The organism is Mucilaginibacter xinganensis (assembly GCF_002257585.1).
Lineage (GTDB): Bacteria > Bacteroidota > Bacteroidia > Sphingobacteriales > Sphingobacteriaceae > Mucilaginibacter > Mucilaginibacter xinganensis.
In genome coordinates this window covers 627789-643758 of the sequence record NZ_CP022743.1, presented here as the reverse complement: position 1 = coordinate 643758, position 15970 = coordinate 627789, and the positions used below count along the sequence as shown (strand labels likewise).

Genomic DNA, 15970 nt, shown 5'->3' with positions numbered 1-15970 from the left:
GTAGCTGCACCAAAATAATTTATCCCCATCACCAGCAGCTTACCTAACAATGATCTGTTTTTTTACCTTATTCGTATATATTTAGGGAGCGTTGGTGATTTAAGACCGCCTGTAATAAACGCTTCTATTAATAGGACGAAAATATGGCTGCAAAAAGAGTCGCTTTGGTATGGTTTAAAACTAACCTCCGTTTACGTGATAATGAATGTTTGTTTAAAGTAATAGCGGAAAATGATGAAGTGATCCCATTTTATTGCCTTGACAATTCGCTTTTCCAAACAACAAAGTTTGGGTTTAAAAAAGCCGGAGATTTTCGGATGAAATTTCTGAAAGAAAGTTTGCAGCAACTGGATGAAGATTTACGGGCAGCCGGCTCCGGGTTATTGTTACTCAGCGGCGAGCCGGGAAAGGAGATTTCCCGGCTTGCAAAAGAAACTGGCGCAAAAAGCCTTTATGCGGAAAAAGAAGTTGCGCCGGAAGAGCTGGAAACGGCAGAAAAAGTAGCCGGTGAACTGCTTAAATTGAACTGTACTTTTTTAACTTTTGAATGCCGGAACCTCTTCCACTCATCCGATCTCCCTTTTCCGGTCGGGCAATTGCCGGAGATCTTTACAGAATTCAGAAAAAGAACGGAAAAAGCCGTAGCCGTCAGGGCGGTATTCCCTCCACCATCCCGAATTACCTCACCCCAAATAGCGCCATTAAATTTAGATCGGCTCAATAAATTAATTCCGGGTGATGTAACGGCTGATCCGCGTGCTGCGATTCAATTTAGAGGCGGGGCGGAAGCAGCCTATCAGCGTTTACAATATTACTTTTACCAAACGCAAGCCTTGTCAACCTATAAAAACACACGTAATGGAATGGTCGGCGAAAGGTACTCGTCAAAATTCTCTGCGTGGCTGGCTTTGGGCTGCATCTCCCCAAAAGAGATTTATCAAGAGGTAAAATCGTACGAAGCCCTGTACGGCGCTAACGACTCTACTTACTGGTTGATTTTTGAATTGCTGTGGCGGGATTATTTTGGGTTTTGTATGGAAAAGAACGCGCAACATTATTTCTTAAGGTCGGGTAACCAGCAGTCAAAAGCAGCTGATCCGGCACTGTTTAATACTGCGTTGAATAACTGGATAACCGGTAAAACCGGGGTCCCGTTTATAGATGCAAATATGACCGAGCTAAACCTCACCGGTTTTATGAGCAACAGGGGCAGGCAAAATGTAGCCAGCTATTTGTGCAACGATCTGCATTTAGACTGGCGCTACGGTGCAGCCTATTTTGAGCAGCAATTGATTGATTACGATGTGTGCAATAACTGGGGTAACTGGGCCTATCTGGCAGGTGTAGGGAACGACCCCAGAACCAACCGATATTTTAATATTGCCAAACAAGCAGCTACCTACGATTCCAACGGGACTTTTCAGCAACTTTGGCTTCATGAAAAGTCTTAATGGCAATAAATCACGTAAATATTAAAGCTTAGCATCAATTTCGCGTGGCTTTACAGGGCAATACAGCCTTTGAAGCCATTTTTAATATATAACACAGCTTAGCGTTTAACAGGCCATGGTAAATTCAGTCACAATTATTTTTCCTCACCAATTATTTCAAAACCACCCTGCATTACAGGAAGGACGGGTGGTTTATCTGGTGGAAGAATGGCTGTTTTTCCGGCAATATAATTTTCATCAACAAAAACTGGTGCTGCACAGGGCAAGCATGAAATTTTATGAAAACTGGCTGCAACAAAGTAATTACGTTGTTAATTACATTGAAACGGGGGTAAAAGAAAATGATTGCAGGCAGCTGGTGGCAAACCTAGCTGAAAAAAATATAACCCAAATACACATTGCCGCAGTGGCAGATGACTGGTTACTAAAAAGGATGCAGGGTGCCTGCACTAAAAATAAAATAACGCTCCATATTTACGAAAGCCCAAATTTCTTAAACACGCCCGAAAGCACGGAATTCTATTTCAGCAAAAAGAAAGCCTATTTTCAAACCGATTTTTACAACTGGCAGCGGCGGCAAAAAAATATACTGATGGAAGCGGATGGTAAACCAATTGGCGGCCAATGGACATTTGATGCGGATAACCGGCAGAAATTCCCTAAAAAAGAAAAAGTACCTGCGCTTGAATTCCCCGGCGAAAATAAGTTTGTAACCGAGGCCAAACAGTATGTAAAGACACATTTTCCTAATAATTACGGCTCGGTAGCCGGTCCGTGTTTATTTGTAGTAACATTTAACGATGCTGAAAACTGGCTGGATGATTTCTTAAAAACCCGCTTTGAAAAATTTGGTGTTTACGAGGATGTAATTGTGGCAAAAGAATCAGTACTCCATCATTCTGTGTTAACACCCATGCTTAATATTGGGCTGCTGCAACCCCAGCAAATTATTGACGGGGCCCTGGCAGCGGCAAAGCAATATAACATCCCGCTAAATTCTGTGGAAGGATTTATAAGGCAGATAATGGGCTGGCGCGAATTCATCCATCTTGTATATGAACGCGAAGGTGGGAAGCAGCGTACAACCAACTATTGGAAATTTAAAAGAAAAATTCCGCACAGCTTTTGGACAGGCGAAACGGGCGTAGCGCCTATTGATATCACCATTAAAAAGATTTTACAGACCGGCTATTGCCACCACATAGAAAGGCTGATGGTACTCGGCAATTTTATGCAGCTGTGTGAATTTGATCCGGATGAGGTGTACCGTTGGTTCATGGAAATGTTTATTGATGCCTACGATTGGGTAATGGTGCCCAACGTTTATGGTATGACACAGTTTGCCGATGGCGGCCTGATGACCACAAAACCCTATATAAGCGGCAGTAATTATTTAATGAAAATGAGTGATTATGAAAAAGGGGGGTGGCAACCGTTGTGGGATGGATTGTTTTGGCGGTTTATGCACAGCCACCGCAGTTTCTTTCTTAAAAATCCCCGGTTGGGGATGCTGGTAAATACCTTTGATAAAATGGTAACTGAAAAGCAGCAAACTCATTTAAGCAACGCCGAAAAGTTTTTAGCACAGCTGGACAGCCAACTACAGGAAAGCCCCGATTAAAGGCAGCATGAGCAGTATTATAATAAACCGGTCAGGCATCAACTTCATACATTTCGGAGTTTCAAAAACGCTAAATTTGCAATGATATAAATCAGCAATGTTCGAAGTCTTCTTTTCTCATATACTACAAAAAGTATCCCTTACCGATGCGGAGAAGGAAGTTGTAAAAACTTTTTTCACCTTTAAAAAGCTTCGGAAGCGGCAGTATTTACTCCAGGCTGGTGATGTTTGCAAATACATGGCCTTTGTTGAAAAAGGGCTGTTACGGTCATACAACGTGGATGACAAGGGAGATGAGCATATGAACATGTTTGCCCTGGAAGGCTGGTGGACCTCGGATATGCACAGTTTTTTTACGGGCGAAAAGGCGGTAATTAATATTGATGCCATAGAAGATGCTGAAGTTTTAATGATCTCGCCTGAGGCGTTTGAAGAAATGACCCTGAAGGTCCCCAAAATGGATCGCTACTTTCGGATACTTTTTCAAAACAGCCTTTTTACCAAAGAACGGAGGTTAATCAGTTCGGTTACCCACACAGCCGAGGAAAAATACACATCGCTTATAGAAAGCAACCCGGCGCTGGTGCAAAGGGTGCCTCAAAATTTAATCGCATCATACCTTGGGCTCGCCCCGGAAACCCTGAGCCGGATCAGGAAAAACATTGCGCTTAGAAAGTCAGCCGGTTGACATGGATCAAGGCTATTTCCTGACCTGGATCAACGGCCGCCGCTTGGCTAAAGGGTAACTTTGCGTCATGTCAGTCACCAAAATTCCAAGAATCCTCATCACCGGGGCAACCGGCCAGGTAGGCAGCAAAACAATAAGTTTCCTGCTTTCAAATAAGGAAATTGAAATTATAGCTTCGGTGCGCTCGCCGGAAAAAGCAGCTGCTTTTAATAAAATGGGGATCGCCACCGTTATCCTTGATTTTGATGATGAAAGTACGCACCTGCCTGCTTTAAAAAACATCGACAGGGTTTTGATCGTAACCGGTTACACCGTTGATATGCTGCGGCAGAGCAAAACATTTTTGGATAACGCAAAAAAAGCAGGCGTTCAGCATGTGGTTCATTTGGGTGCTTGCGGTGGCGATGACACCAGCGTAGCACATTGGGCATGGCACCAGCTGGTAGAAAGATATATAGAATGGCACGGGTTTTCCTACACCCATTTACGCCCTGAAACGTTTATGCAAAACCTGTTGAGTTATGGCGGTAAAAAAGCAATTGAAAATGGGATCTTACATGCTTATGTTGAAGGTGCACGCCTGAGCTGGGTAGATGTGGACGACGTTGCGCGGGTAGCTGCCTTAGCATTAACACACCCTGAAATACATGCGGGCCAAACGTATAGGTTAGGCTACGATGCCGCAACGTTTTACGAAATTGCAGCTATCATGACTGCTATAACGGGCAAGCCGTTTCGCTACGAACCGCTTTCGCCCGAAGTTTTTTTACAATCGATGATCAGTTCCGGTGCCGAGATGGCCTATATGGGTTGCGTATATGAGCACTGGAAACGCTATGCAGCAGGAACCATCCCCGGTGCGGATGAAACTTTCGACAATTTTCCTAAAATTACCGGGAAACAACCGGTAACGCTGGCCCGTTTTGTTGAAAAGCATAAAGCGGAGTTTGACTATTAAACAAGCCTGGTCTAGTTGTTAAATTTGCATTACCATCCCTTGTTTCATTAAAATGTTCCTATGTTTATTTTAGAACCATTTGAGTTAAAAGTATTTTGGATGATCTGCTATTTGCACAGCACGTTTTATCCTAAGTGGAGCGGACGTTTAATAATTTTTATTTTGCAATCCTAAATAAACTCTATAATAAACTGATATTTGAAATAGTTTGACCAATATGAATTGAGAGTTGCCAAATGAAACACCACTTTGGAGATTTTTTAGACAGGACCGACGGTTATTGGACTATTGTGCCAAACAGAGAACGATATGCCTATGCCACTGACAGCGATATTCCCGACAAGGAAGCCGTAAAAATTCTGACAATTAGTAAGACGGATGCGAATTGGAAACAAGTTTTTGACTGCCCCAACATTGAAGAGCTTACTTTGCATGAGCCGAGCACCGAACAAGTTGAAAAGATACAAACCTTGAAATCACTTAAAAGGTTGAGAGTGACTTTTTTTAGAGCAAAAGATATAGAATTTATTGGGAGGTTATATAATTTGGAAGAAGTCATCCTTGAATATGTATCAGGATTTTCTGATCTGTCACCACTGCAAAATTTGACAAAATTAACTTCCCTACATCTTGAAAATCTGCGGAGAGTCTCAAATTTTGATGGCCTTAAAGGCATTAATAGTTTAAAGTATTTACATATTGATGGCACATTAGATTGGAATCAGCCAATAGAGAACTTTGACTTTTTAACCGGACTGCCAAATATCGAGGTGTTTTCATTAGGTTTTATTACATGTAGAACTGAATTTCCTTCATTTTTATCAATATTAAACTTAAAAAAACTAAGAAAAATAAAAATAGGACGATCTACATTTGAAACGATTGAATATGCATTTCTACAAGTCGCCTTGCCTCAAGTTGAAGGGTGTTCCTGGGATTTATGTTGGGACTATCACGACAATTTTGAATTTTTAGGTAAACGAGCAGGGTTTGTAAAAAAAAGTTCCGCATATGCAAAATCGAAATGTGAAAGGTTTATTGAAATTTATGAAAAAATGAAAGAAGAATCAGCAGAAATTATAAAAAGCGTCCTCGGCTAACAAGCCACTCTTAACCAAAACCTTTATTTAATCTAGGTTTCTCTAGTTACCCAACAGTGTTAGTATTATGCTGTAGATTTCTAGAAGATTTGACGAGAATCTTTTCAAATCCTTTAACTTTCCAATAAATTGATTCCACTTTCGCTTAAGTAGCACCTTGAGCTATATTTCTTAAGTTTTCCACAAGGCTGTCGGAATTTCGCCCGGCATGGCAACAGATCTCCTGTATGCCGGGCCAACTTTTAACTGCTTCTTTAATTTTACTTCTTGCCAATTGTCGTTCAAACGTTAGTTTAAGCCATTTATAAAGCACCCCAATCCGTTGACCGATAAAAACGGGCCGCTTACCGATGAAAATGCGCCACTGACCAAAAACCAGCGTTTTGCTGTAACCTTAGCCCCCGTTTTCGCATCTTATAGATAATAAAAAACAAATTTAAAGTGCTAACCGGTGGCCAAAAAAGGCAGCCAGCTAAAAGCAGGGCGAAATCTCTTACATGAAATTATTGCCTGAATACACCCGAAACAAAAACATATGAAGCAAATAAGTTATACATTCTAATACATCAGCCACCGCCCGGTAAATAGCCGGAAAATTCACCAATCAACTAACAAATTTTAAAAAGAACGAAATTCTTTAATGGGCTTGCTATTGCCCGAAAAATTGACAAACCATGAAATCCTTTACCATAAAAATATTAGCCATTATCATGTTTGCCGCTGTATGCGTTTCAACCGCATTTGCACAGCCCGCAAAACCATCAGCCAAAATTACCGGCGCACTGCTTGATGAAAAAGGCAAACCAATGGACTACGCCACCGTTAGCTTACTTAATGCAAAAGACTCGTCAGTAGTTAAGGGCACGTTGAGCAACGATGCCGGCGCTTATTCCTTCGACCATATTAATGCCGGCACTTACATTATTAAAGCCAGCGTGGTAGGTTATGAAAAAACAGCCAGCAAGGCCTTCGCGGTAACAGAGGGCGCTACGGTTGCTGTTCCCGGATTACAAATGCTGCAGGTAAGCCATGCTTTAAATACGGTTACCATTACCGCCGCCAAACCTTTAATTGAACATAAAATTGACCGCACCGTAATGAATGTGGAAAACAGCGTAATTGCCGCCGGCAATACCGCGCTCGAAATACTGGAACGCGCACCCGGAGTAACCGTTGATAAAGACGACAACATCAGCATTAAAGGCAAACAGGGCGTTACCGTTATGATCAACGATAAGCTTACCTACCTTACCTCAACCCAGCTGGCTACCTTGCTGCGTTCAACCGACGGAACTACTATCCAGTCTATCGAAATCATTACCAACCCTTCGGCAAAATACGATGCGGCAGGGAACTCCGGCATTATCAATATCAAGCTTAAAAAGAACAAGCAATCAGGCACCAACGGCAGCGTAACACTGGGCGCGGCTTATGGAGCAACGTTTAAAGACAATAGCACCATAACCCTTAACCATAAAGAAGGCAACCTGAATGTGTTTGGTTCATTTAGTCATGACGACCGCCAACGCGAGCATACACTTAATATAAAAAGGATTGTTACGGACAGCACCGGGGCTAAAACCTACTTTAACCAGTTTTCATCATTACCCAACAAGAATCACAATAACAGCTACAGGTTAGGTGCCGACTATGACATCAGCAGCAAAAACACGTTAGGTTTTGTGATGAATGGTTACTTTAATAAGGAACAAGATAACAGTGCCAACAAAACTTACATCGGCACGCAGCCAAACAGCATCAATTCCTACCAGACCACTGCGGCACTCATTAATCAAACCTATAAAAACTTTGCGTTTAACCTTAACGACAGGTATAAAATTGATACCGCCGGCCAGGAAATTGGCGTTGATCTTGACTATTCAAAATTTAACAACAGCTCAAATTCTCAGTACAACACCTATTTTTATTTACCGGATGGCAGCGCAATGATGCCGCCGCTATTTTTAAGGAACCAGGCCCCTTCGGAAATTACCATTAAAACAGCAAAGGTTGACTATACTTATCCTATCAACAAGATCCTGAAGCTGGAAACAGGGTTTAAGCTGAGCGATGTAAAAACAGATAACAACTTACAGGCCCAGAAACAGGTTAACGGCAGTTACCTAAATGATACCACCCTTACCAACCATTTTGTTTATACCGAAAAGGTAGACGCCGTGTACGCCAACCTGAGCCAGAATTATAAAAACTTTTCTATCCAAACCGGCTTAAGGGCAGAGTACACCAGCTCAACCGGCAACCTGGTTACCACAAACAAAATTGTAAAGCGCCACTACCTCGACTTTTTTCCAAGTGTTTTTATTAACCAAACCATTAATGATAAAAACGAGATTGGCTTATCCTACAGCCGCAGGATTGACAGACCCGGATATGACGACTTAAATCCTTTTGTGTTTTATCTTGATCAGTACACCTACCAGCAGGGTAACCCATTTTTAAACCCGCAATACACCAATAACTTCGAGTTTAACTATACTTATAATAAATCCATTACCTTAACCCTGGGTTACAGCCATACCATGGATGCTATTACGCAGATCTTATTAACAAACCCGGTAAGCAAGGCTACCTACCAAACCAATTTAAACCTGCAAAGCCAAAATAGCTACAACGTAAACCTGTATGCACCCTATACCATAGCCAAATGGTGGACTGGCAATGTTAATGCAACTGCATTTTACCTGAAGTTTAAATCCGATTCGCTGTTGGGCAGCACCTTAAACAATGGCAAAGCAGCTTTCCAGTTGCGTACCACACAAACCTTTATTATAGCCAAGGGCTACAAAGCCGAGTTGAGCAACTATTACAACTCCGCTATGACCTACGGCATCTTTAATATTAAGCCGCAATATGCTACCGATGCCGGCATCAGCCATTCATTTGCCGATAAAAAAGCGAACATAAAGCTGTCTGTGAGCGATATATTTAACACCCGCACAAACGACGTTACCAGCTATTACGGCACCAATAACCTTGACATTAAACAAAAGAACGAAAGCAGGGTAACCCGCTTAACCTTCACTTACAACTTTGGCAACAATAAAATAAAGGTACGCCAGCACCAAAGCGGCGCCGATGACGAAAAAGGAAGAGTAAAAGGGAATTAATTGTTAAGTAGTAAACAGGGAGTGGTGAGTGGTTAACAGGCGTTTATGATCGGCTGCTTTCCATTCACCGCTCCTTTTTCATTACCCGCATTTTATGCCCAAAGCGTTCCATTTTTTCCACGGAACAAAGCGGAACACCATGAAACATGCTGACCATCAGTGACTTTTGATTTATTAGAAATACAAGTATCTGATAATCAATCATTAACCAATTTGCCTTTTTTGACTGAATTATTGTAATTTATTCATAATCAGCGTGTTTCACCTTTTAAGTTTATAAAAATTACTGGGTTTGCCTGGGTTTAACCGGGCGTTGTAGCGGCATTTTATAAACCTGCACGTCTTTTCAGGCATCCCGCCCGTTCAGGCATTTTGCCTGAATGCTACTAATTTAAGCGTCCCGCTTAAGTTAATTAATGACTTTTTGTTATGTTGATTAGTGTTAAGCACTGATATTCATGCACATCTTTTAATTTAAGCGGGACGCTTAAATTGTTGTGTATCCAAGCGGCACGCTTGGACAGGCGGGGCGGCACGCTTGGACAAGCGGGTTTTGTCGGGGCATGAAATTTAGTCGATAGCCAATTTGGATTTACTTTTGTCTTATCTTTATAATAGCCAAGTTAGCTTGGGTTTGTAAGTCAATCAAATCATTATGAGCATAAATTATTGTATGCCAGTGATTCCAAGCGGAGATCTGGAGAAAAGCCTGCGTTTTTGGATAACAGGTTTGGGATTGATTGCTGATCGCGAAATGCGACAGGATGGCCTGCTGGTGGGCTGCATGGTACACAACGATACAATGTTCTTTTGGCTGAATCAACGTGCGGGTGAGCAAATACCATCGGCATATGAAGGTATTCGTTTTTACTGGACCCCAGACGACTTGTTTGCGATGCGTCAGCACTTGCAGCAATTGGGTTACGAAGTATCACCTATTGAAAACCGGGATTATGGTCAAACCGAATTTTTCCTGACGGATGATGATGGTTATTCGCATTGTTTTGGCATAGCCACTAATGAACTGCCATTTAAATGACAACGGTGACGTCAATTGTATAGTAGATTGGCAGAAATCAATTCTCGCAGGCCACACGGAATGCTTTATTTTTAGAGGAAACCCTTTATTGCCGCAATATGGTCTATCTTTTGACCTACTTCATCACTACTGTAAAGGTGTTTATGTATTTGCTTTTCAATTTCATTCAGCTGCTTATCAATCCCATTAACCAGCTTCTTAAGTTGTTTAATTACGGTTTTACTGCTGTAGATGCTGTTGATTAGCATGAAGCTGATTGTTTCCCCGCCGGTTCAGGCATTTTGCCTGAATGCCACTAATTTAAGCGTCCCGCTTAAAGTGTTGTGTGTCCAAGCGGCAGGTTTGGACAGGATGGAGAATACTCATCGCACGTCATTGCGAGGAACGAAGCAAACGCTACACAGGACAATCAAGAACCTCAATGTTTTGGGAAGGATACTGCCGCATACATGTTTGCCACTTAGCAAGCGAAGCACTAGCACGCCTCTTTGCCCGGCGGCGATACTCACTCTGAATGAGCACAAAGTCTAATTTCAGCTAAAAAGATTATTGTTAAATAGTCTTATGCAATATGCAAAAGTCTCTTTTGCCCCTTTTGAATAATTCGGATTGTAGTATTTGGGCTGTGTATAATAAACAGGAGAGTCATTATTAATCGCAAACAAGCACATTGCTAAAGATATCGGCTTAGGACCATATGGGGCGAATAGACACTTTTTTTCTCCAGTATCCGTGACGCTTTTTATGTAATTGTAAGTTCCATTTATATCAAGCGCATCAACCCTAGCAATACGATCATGGTCTTTAAAATTATAATGCTTTTCAATTTTTCTTATAAACTCCCATGATCTCTGGTAGTTCGGAGGTCCTGGAGGAAATGGAAAGAATAAACGAAGTGATATTTCACTGTGATTATCTTTTAATAGCTTAGGTAAAGAGAATGGCATAAATCCTGTGCCAACAAATGCTAAATCAAATTTTGGCTCCGGAAACTCTGTAGACATAAATAGTGGTAGAGGATACCAGGGTTCTGGGTCATCAGATAAGTCTTCATTTGCATATTTCTCTGGCTGAGTATAAGTTATAACAATGTTTTCAATGCCCACGTCTCGTGACACTAATTTTATTAGTGGGAAAAAGTAACGTTTTGGGAAAGATGTAATATCTATAATTACGTTTTGCGGTTTTGTTTTAAGAATATCTTGCGACAAATCAAAAATTTCATAATCGTCACAAAGCAAATTCATTTGCTCAACAACAATTGGTAGACCAAGACCTGCCAGCTTGTTTTTATTGTCTGTAATTTTCTTTTTAATTTCTCGGTCAGAATGGCTAGGAGGGTCAACAATTTCTATAAATGTAGCTTTGGCGACGGCATCGTTTTTAAGCAGAATCTCATAAGCGCTTACACACCTATCCTCTGTTGATACACACCCTATAAAATGCCATTTAGGTATACCTACTTTCTCCAGAATCCAATTTAATTGACCCCACGGTCTGAATTTTGATGATAACATTTTTGGCTAGCTAAAAGTTAAATAGAAGATTGCTATTATCCTGATCGGTATTACGGCTTCTCCTCCGTTTAATTTGATTATCTGGTCTGACGCTATTAGAACCTAAAAAGACATTGGCCTCTTCAAACCATTCCACAAGCCGAGTTATTGTAACATAAATTGGTTCCTTGGTATGTGAGTAAGGAATCTTAAAATATGGTGATAGAACCGGATTTAAATAATATTTCCACCTTTTTCGCTTGTCTTTTAATTTACTAGTATGTGGCCCGTCGTAAAGATCTCCATAATCCACACATTCACGAAGAAAAGATGCTAATTTTGGATTGTTCTCTATTTGTTCCAAATCAATCGAAAACCCATTGTGCCCGGGATTTGACATAGGTTTATCTTCAATTAATGTTTTGAAGAACTGTACCCCCAGATGTGAAATTAATTTTTTTCTATTTTTCCCCCCTCGCTCATCAATCGCCAGTTCGTGATACCAATCCGTGCTTGCCTCAATAATGCCTACACTCTGTACTATCCCATCAAAAACAGGGACCTTATTTGACTTTCTTTCTAAATGTCGAGAATCCCTTAGCCAAACATCCCAAATGTGTTGAAAAATGCTTAGATAGGTAAGAATATTCCCGCCGCTTAAAGCCAAAACGTCATCACGGCCGCACCAATTAAGTTGTTGATTGCTTCTAGATGCTAGCTGCATCAAAGCCTGTTCGACACGCTCTTTTTTCCAATAAATTTTATCCCAGGGGTAAGGTGGTGAATCTGGAATATTATTCATCACAACTTCTTTCCCTTTTTGCCTTGCCCAAGCCTCGCCAAATCGGGCGCTCAGTGGATCGTTTTCAGCAAGTTGAAAAAGAAAGTCCTTCCACTTTTTCGGCCACCATTCTTCTACCTCTACCGCTCTTTTTCGGTTTTGATTAGGAAAATAACCGGCTGCAGCATCTTTAGGGTTAGTGTTTGGTCCTAAAACCCTTTTTAATAAGCTCTTAGTATTAGTTGGAATCTGAAAGCCATTGCAGAAAAGCCTTCTTCTGAAAATATCCTCTGCGAGATCCGGAAAAATCCACGACCGAGAGTTTTCTTTTCTACGCATTTCATTGTCAAGGTGAAATTCCAGATAATTTCTTTTCTTTTCCAACGGCGCCGTAGTACCGAACATCGTTTTTTCTTCCAACCAGGCAAAACGTCGTGTGCCAATTCTATATGAAACGGAAGAGTTTCTCGAGCCTAAAAGTGTATGGATCATCTCTTGATATTTTGATCCTAGGCCATTCTTAGCACCTAACCAAGCAAGTTCTTCAAATTGATCTATTTTTATAAAGAACTGTACGTCGTTATTTACAATTCTAACTTTTTTTAGAAGGTTTGCTGTTATAGAAATAGGTTCCCCTATAATTGTCTTTGTACTCTTTACTTTGGCGGGAATTTCATCCAGATTAAAATTCAAATAAGTCTTATATATTACTATTCTTTGCTGTAGAGCCTTACAAAGGGACTGAAAATTAGTCACTTCACTTATCCCTCCAAACCAACAATCATCCTTAGAAAGCTCCACCGCAAATTTATCCAGCTGTTCCTGAGTAGCCTGAATACCAATTTGTGAGGAGACCTCGCTACATTTCAATATGTCTTGTAGATTGAGAAGAATATCCGCAACTACGTAAAAATTTAGATAATCCCCGAAATAGAAAGGAGCAGTTGCATAATCCATATCAATTGGCCTGTTACCAAAACGTCCGACTCCGCTTGTTTGAAGATTTATACCGGCTCCTATAAATTTACTAAACTCTTGGGGTATCGGAAAAGGCACATTTAATCTGTTATAAGCAATTCTTATTGTCGGTTCAAGCAAATTCAACAACATACTTTTTCCGGCTCCTGTAAATCCTTTGATAACTAAATTCCCAGACTGAAAGAGCGCCAATGAATATTTAACGAGGATAGGACTAAACAGTCTCACAAAATCTTCGGGGCCTACCGACTCACCTACATATAACTGGCGAAAAGGGTTATTATTGGGGCTAAATGATTTTTTGGGTTTTTCCGCCATGCCCCCCCCCTTGTTATCTGATTGGTTCAATGTATTTTCGTCCATGTTATTCATTTCAAACTCTTGTGATTCTTTTAAATAATGGAGCCCATGTATTTGATGTGTGATGTATTAATGGTAAACTGTTGTCAGGGACATTGGTATTCAAAATAATTAAGCCTCCAGTTTCTTTATATCCAAGTGGATAATATGGTTTTTTCGGTCCCGGCGATATCCCATTAGTAACAGTTAAATAACTGCGATCAGCGAGTTCTCTTATTTTTGTGTAAATTATTGGTTCATCAATTGATATTGCTTTGTTAATTAAATATTCTGCTGGAATTTCGACAATATGCTTTACTGTTAAATTTCCAAATTTGTTTACAAGAGCATTCAGGGTAGTAACTCCTACGGGGCAGGTAATTAACGAAATACACAATATTTCAACTTTAGGCAGGCAGCTACAAGCAAATGTAACTCTACTTGCCACCTGACTTCCACTACCCACAAAATCTTCCAACATAACGATACGTTTAATATTATTATTGGTAACGTATTTACTTATTGCGCCGGGGTCGGCCAATTCCGTTAAAGAATGCCAATCAGGCCGTAAGTCAAATCTGGAGGGAATATTGTTTATTTTGAAAAAGTCATTTATTGAGAAGCTGTCGGTGATAGGACAAAACCAAGTGTCAATTACCGCCTGATTTAAAATGGCCTCGTTGTTTGTGTCGCGAAAATTAATCGGAACAACGTTTATGAGCCATCTTGCAATTTCAATATTATAAGCGGACCGATAAAGTGAATTTATTTCTTCATCTCCTACATAAAAAAAATTCGGGATTATTTCAAAAAGCGCTTTTTGGTCATTTGTGTCGGTAATATTGCCCAGCCAATTTTTTAATCGGATAAAAAAATCGGAGTCATTGTACTTACACGGTACATAGCCATTAAACAATCGTTTTTCCAAATGGATTATACGGAAATTAACTTCCCTTATGTCCGAATCCGATAACGCCCATTCGGTAACTCTTTTTTCTATAAAATCATTCATTTGCGGCATTTAGTATTTTGTTTAGTTGAGCCGCTAACCAATGTGACATCTTGGGGGGTACAGCGTTGCCAATCATTCTATATTGTTCGGCTTTATTTCCTTTAAAAATGAAGCTGTCGGGAAAACCCTGAATTCGCGCTGCTTCTCTGACCGTAATAGCTCTATGCTCTTCCGGATGTAAAAAATATTTTGGATTGCCGAACCTAGTATCTACTGTTGGCGAAACTTTTGTGTAACATAATCTTCTATACTTGCCATTAAAAGTATGAGCAAGGTCTATTGTATTGCCACCAGTATCTCTTAAATAGCCTTTTGCAATGAGCACCTTTAAATTTTCGGAAATGTCATGATCGTACCTTGATTTAAGAGTAGTAATATCGACCGGGTCGGCATCCCCAAAATCCCGATTTCTAATTTTCCTTCTCAAGCCCATTATTTCTAATAAAATCTGCTCCTCAATCTGACTTATTGAACCGAAAACACTTGGTATATTCCATGTATGAACAGCCCGTTCTCCGCCACGTACATTACTTAATTTTTGGCCGGGTTTTATCTTTAAAGCTATTTTATATTCTGAGGAATTTACAGACAAGTATTCTTTGTCATGATTAGGGGCACTATCAATGTTATTAAATACATCTTTTAATGAGACTGGTTCAAATAGCGGCATTTCGATATCTATTTTTTTTGCGCCTCTAGCTGCTATCATAATAATCCTTTTCCTTGATTGTGGAAGTCCGATTTTTGTGGCGTCGCATTTATGGAATTCGACATGGTAACCGTTGTCTATCATATACTTTTCAAGCTCATTCCAATAAAGCTTATGTTCACCCGACACAGAACCCATCACATTCTCAGCAATAAAATATTTTGCATTTAGTCTAACAGCAATTTGGCCTCCAACTAAAAGTAATTTATTCCTTGGATCTTCAACTCGGCGTTTTCCCGCAGTAGAAAAGCCTTGACAAGGGGATCCTGATAACACAATGTCAATAGACCCTTTAATATTTTCAGGCAGCTCAGCAGTCGAAAGGTCGTAAACTTTTGCGTACTCTCCTATGTTTTGATTGTACACCTCAACTGCTATTGGATCAATATCGTAAGCTCCTAGACATTTGAATCCTTGGTCAATAAAACCTTTATCAAATCCACCGCAACCTGAAAATAAACTAACAAATGAATACATCGTAAACAATAAAATATGTGATATAGTTCAAAGGTAGTGCAATCTACTCAATATTAGTCAGACTACAGCATATACATCCCCTGTCAAATGCGTTAAATGAAACAGCCCACTTAGTTTGTTAGCGGGCTATCTAAATGCACGGAACTAGATAGTGAGGGGTGAATAGTGAGTGGTGAGCGGGTTGATAACGCGC

12 protein-coding genes are annotated in these 15970 nt (G+C 40.4%); 7 read left to right on the top strand and 5 right to left on the bottom strand.

Annotated features, from left to right (window positions below):
- The first annotated feature begins 143 nt into the window (after nucleotides 1–143).
- The 7 genes from MuYL_RS02945 (at nucleotide 144) to MuYL_RS02915 (ending at nucleotide 9985) form a co-directional block, all read left to right on the top strand.
- A complete protein-coding gene (locus MuYL_RS02945; RefSeq protein ID WP_094569104.1) occupies nucleotides 144–1451 on the top strand; it encodes a DASH family cryptochrome in 1308 nt (435 codons plus the stop codon).
- 115 nt (nucleotides 1452–1566) lie between these two features.
- Nucleotides 1567–3072: a cryptochrome/photolyase family protein gene (locus MuYL_RS02940; RefSeq protein WP_094569103.1), complete on the top strand. Its 1506-nt coding sequence runs from the start codon at nucleotides 1567–1569 to the stop codon at nucleotides 3070–3072.
- 97 nt (nucleotides 3073–3169) lie between these two features.
- On the top strand, nucleotides 3170–3760 hold the full coding sequence (locus MuYL_RS02935) for a Crp/Fnr family transcriptional regulator (protein WP_094569102.1): 591 nt from the start codon (nucleotides 3170–3172) through the stop codon (nucleotides 3758–3760).
- A 67-nt stretch (nucleotides 3761–3827) separates the two neighbouring features.
- Nucleotides 3828–4718, top strand: coding sequence for an SDR family oxidoreductase (locus tag MuYL_RS02930; RefSeq protein ID WP_094569101.1), 891 nt, complete (start codon nucleotides 3828–3830; stop codon nucleotides 4716–4718).
- A 236-nt stretch (nucleotides 4719–4954) separates the two neighbouring features.
- Nucleotides 4955–5818 (top strand): leucine-rich repeat domain-containing protein, encoded by an 864-nt coding sequence (locus MuYL_RS02925; RefSeq protein ID WP_094569100.1) that lies wholly within the window; start codon nucleotides 4955–4957, stop codon nucleotides 5816–5818.
- 674 nt (nucleotides 5819–6492) lie between these two features.
- Entirely contained in the window at nucleotides 6493–8946 is a 2454-nt protein-coding gene (locus MuYL_RS02920; RefSeq protein ID WP_094569099.1) for an outer membrane beta-barrel family protein, read from the top strand.
- Nucleotides 8947–9601: 655 nt separating this feature from the next.
- Nucleotides 9602–9985, top strand: a complete 384-nt coding sequence (locus tag MuYL_RS02915; RefSeq protein ID WP_094569098.1) for a VOC family protein — start codon at nucleotides 9602–9604, stop codon at nucleotides 9983–9985.
- A gap of 71 nt (nucleotides 9986–10056) precedes the next feature.
- Here MuYL_RS02915 and MuYL_RS23080 read toward each other — a convergent pair whose 3' ends face one another.
- The 5 genes from MuYL_RS23080 to MuYL_RS02890 form a co-directional block, all read right to left on the bottom strand.
- A complete protein-coding gene (locus MuYL_RS23080; RefSeq protein WP_157740556.1) occupies nucleotides 10057–10233 on the bottom strand; it encodes a hypothetical protein in 177 nt (58 codons plus the stop codon).
- A 285-nt stretch (nucleotides 10234–10518) separates the two neighbouring features.
- Nucleotides 10519–11502 (bottom strand): hypothetical protein, encoded by a 984-nt coding sequence (locus MuYL_RS02905; protein WP_094569096.1) that lies wholly within the window; start codon nucleotides 11500–11502, stop codon nucleotides 10519–10521.
- A gap of 10 nt (nucleotides 11503–11512) precedes the next feature.
- The gene (locus MuYL_RS02900) at nucleotides 11513–13603 is read right to left on the bottom strand and encodes an ORC-CDC6 family AAA ATPase (RefSeq protein WP_157740554.1); all 2091 of its coding nucleotides are present in this window, start codon (nucleotides 13601–13603) and stop codon (nucleotides 11513–11515) included.
- Between the two features lie 10 nt (nucleotides 13604–13613).
- On the bottom strand, nucleotides 13614–14600 hold the full coding sequence (locus MuYL_RS02895) for a phosphoribosyltransferase-like protein (RefSeq protein ID WP_157740552.1): 987 nt from the start codon (nucleotides 14598–14600) through the stop codon (nucleotides 13614–13616).
- Entirely contained in the window at nucleotides 14584–15777 is a 1194-nt protein-coding gene (locus MuYL_RS02890; protein WP_094569093.1) for a DNA cytosine methyltransferase, read from the bottom strand. Before MuYL_RS02890 ends, MuYL_RS02895 begins: the two co-directional genes overlap by 17 nt.
- Nucleotides 15778–15970 lie beyond the last annotated feature (193 nt).